The following is a 3284-nucleotide window of genomic DNA, read 5'->3' as shown; positions in this document are numbered from 1 at the left end:
TCCGACAGGTGCAGCTGGAACGAACGGAACAAATGGTACTAATGGCATAAACGGTACTAATGGCGTAACCGGTCCAACTGGTTTGGCAGGAACAAATGGAACGAACGGAACAAATGGCACGAACGGGACGAATGGAACCAACGGTGTTACCGGTCCAACGGGTGCTGCGGGAACAAATGGCACCAATGGAACAAACGGAACTAACGGAACGAATGGTACAAACGGAGTGACTGGTCCAACAGGTCCTGCAGGAACAAATGGCACCAATGGAACAAACGGAACAAACGGAACGAATGGTACAAACGGAGTGACTGGTCCAACAGGTCCTGCGGGAACCAATGGCACCAATGGAACAAACGGAACCAATGGCACCAATGGTACAAACGGAGTGACTGGTCCAACAGGTCCTGCAGGAACAAACGGAACCAATGGAACAAATGGTACCAACGGCACTAATGGAACCAACGGTGTTACCGGTCCAACAGGTGCGGCTGGAACAAACGGAACCAATGGCACAAATGGTACTAACGGTACTAACGGAACGAATGGCGTAACTGGGGCTACCGGTCCAACATGGACATTAACTCCGCCAACTTATAATACAGATGGAACAATAAATATAAATGGAACAGCAGGTTCTGGCGGACCGCAAACATCTACAGTGGCTGCATGGCTCTGCGCAACCACAACCGCAGGTACAAATGCAACCCCGGCTTTGCGCTTCCTCGGCACCTCCACCAATCAGCACATGGATTTAGTTTCTAATAATATTGTAAGAGGACGCTTAAGTAATTTAGGTGAGTTTTTTATCGGAACTACTAATACCGTAATAGCTGGTGACCTGATGAATAGTGTTAGTAATGTTACTTTCCCATGGGCAGTAAACGGATATTCTGCGTTTGATGGAGGAGGTGTGTATGGTTCTGTCACAAGCGGAGTTACCGGCTTTTCAGCCATTGAAGGCGCATACAACGGCACGGGCGGAGGTGCAGGAGTTTTTGGAAACAATTCCAATGCAACAGGCACAGGTGTTTTCGGAAGCGGCAATGGTGTGGCAGGTTCTTCTCTTGTTGGTGGTCAGGGAGGGGCATTTACAGGATTAACTCTTGGTGTTTATGCAAGAAATACATCTCTTGGTGTTTCGCAAGCCATTTATTCAGATAATGGCGGAGTTATAGTCAGAGTTAATTACTGGAGCGGTGTCACACAATTTAAAATTAATGGCACAGGAACGATGCCTGCCGCCTGCACTGTTCCCGACCTTAACGGCAATCAGGTGGAAATGTATAGTTCAGAGTCGCCTGATTTTTTATTCAATGATTACGGACAAGCAACTTTGGTTAACGGAAAAACCCATATTGACATAGACCCGATTTTTGCAAACAGTGTAATCATTGACGACAAACATCCCTTGAGGGTATTTGTTCAGTTGGAATCAAACATTAACTGCAAAGGAGTTGTTGTTACCAACAAAACGGCAACCGGTTTTGATGTGGAAGAACTTGAAAACGGAACTTCCAACACCCCTTTTCAATATCAAATCACCTGCAATGTGAAAGATGTGAAACGACTTGACGGCACTGTAAATCACCTGCAGGACATACGTTATCAGCCGGCAGCGTTGCCACAGGAAACAAAGCCAATGCAAATGAGACCAACGAGATGAAAAATATGAAGAGTTAGGGAATAAATAATTAATCAACAATACTTTTTTATCATGAAAAACATCATCAAATTATTACCTGCGTTTTTATTGAGCATGATAAGTATCATCGCTTATTCTCAGCCAAGTGTTACATTGTGTCACACAGCCGGAAATGCTTGTAATACGATAACTGTGCCAGCTACTGCTGTCAACGGACATTTAAGTCATGGAGATTACTTGGGACCATGTTCTGGTGGAACACTCTACGGGTTAAGAGATAACGGAATTGGCGTTTTTGATTTTGCACAATTTAATTCATTAACTGGATTATCTACTACATTGATTCCATCAATAACAACAGGCGCTTTAAGATTTTCTTCAACTTTTGATGCAGTAAATAATAGGTATTTTTTTGTCGGAGATAGAAATCCGAGTAAACATTTTGTAGTTGATGTTAACAATTTAACTTTTACAAGCACCCCAATAAGTAATATTTCTATTGAATATCAATATGACATTAATGATGATAAAATTTATGCACTTAAGGATAATGGGGCTGGGTTATTTGACTTTGTCAAATTGGATCCCACAACTGGCAATGTAATAAGTGTATTAATCCCTGCTATTACTTCCCTTGTTGCTAGCGGCACATCAACTTATGACCAGTTAAACAGAAGATATTTTTTCGTTGCGGAAAGAAACCCAAGTAAGCATTTTGTAATTGATGTTGCAACCGCTACTTTTACAAGCACTGCAATAAGTGGAAATACTACCGTTGAATACGAGTACGATGTGAATAATAATATTATTTATGGATTAAGAGACAATGGTAGTGGTTCATTTGATTTTGTTGAAGTTACTCCAATAAATGGTAGCGTAACCAGTATTTTAATTCCTTCCGCTGTAACTGCATTGGCTAGAGGCATCACCACTTTTGATCCATTGAATAAAAAATATTTCTTTGTAGGTGAGCGTAATCCTTCAAAGCATTTTGTGATAGACGTTAATACACTCACATCTTCAAGCACGAATATAAGTGATGCTCGGATTGAATATGAATTTTATTCTTGTAGCTTGGTTTGTCCTGCTTGCAAGCAAGCGCCTGATATTGCCGAAGAAATTACTTCACCTTCTATTTATAATTATCCGAATCCTTTTGTCGATAAAACCCATTTCACATACTCTCTTTCTACAGATGGAAATGTAACATTAGAAATATTCGACATAACAGGCAAATCAGTTGCTAAATTAATCAATGATGAATATTATAATGCGGGTGTATATGAAAAAAGTTGGTCGCCTGAAAATAAAATGCCCGCTGGTCTGTATTTTTACAAACTAAAAACATATACAGAAGAGTTTAATGGTAAACTCATGATTATTAAATAAAGAACAGCAAAAAATGATTGACGAGCTAAACAAAAAAATAGAAGCGCTGGAGCAGAAATAATCAGTAAAGACCTGTTACAAAAAGCCCCCTGAAAAAAATTCAGAGGGCTTTTTCTTTGTGCGCCATCCATGTTCTTTTACTATAGGGTGCAAGTCCCGAACACACGTTGATAACGCGAAGTGTTAGCTGAAAGCAAGTGCAATGTTGCGAGGCATTGTGCGGAGGAAGCCGAAGGCAAAAGCAAGTGAT

General features: G+C 40.9%; 2 protein-coding genes. Both read left to right on the top strand.

Going from position 1 to position 3284, the window contains the following annotated elements:
• Positions 1 to 1666 (top strand): hypothetical protein (locus HY841_04400; GenBank protein MBI4929981.1); only part of this gene is annotated, 1666 nt, incomplete at its 5' end.
• 51 nt (positions 1667 to 1717) lie between these two features.
• Positions 1718 to 3034, top strand: a complete 1317-nt coding sequence (locus HY841_04395; GenBank protein ID MBI4929980.1) for a T9SS type A sorting domain-containing protein — start codon at positions 1718 to 1720, stop codon at positions 3032 to 3034.
• Positions 3035 to 3284: the final 250 nt, after the last annotated feature.

The organism is Bacteroidota bacterium (assembly GCA_016213405.1).
GTDB lineage: Bacteria > Bacteroidota > Bacteroidia > Palsa-948 > Palsa-948 > Palsa-948.
This window is presented reverse-complemented; position numbering and strand designations above follow the sequence as displayed.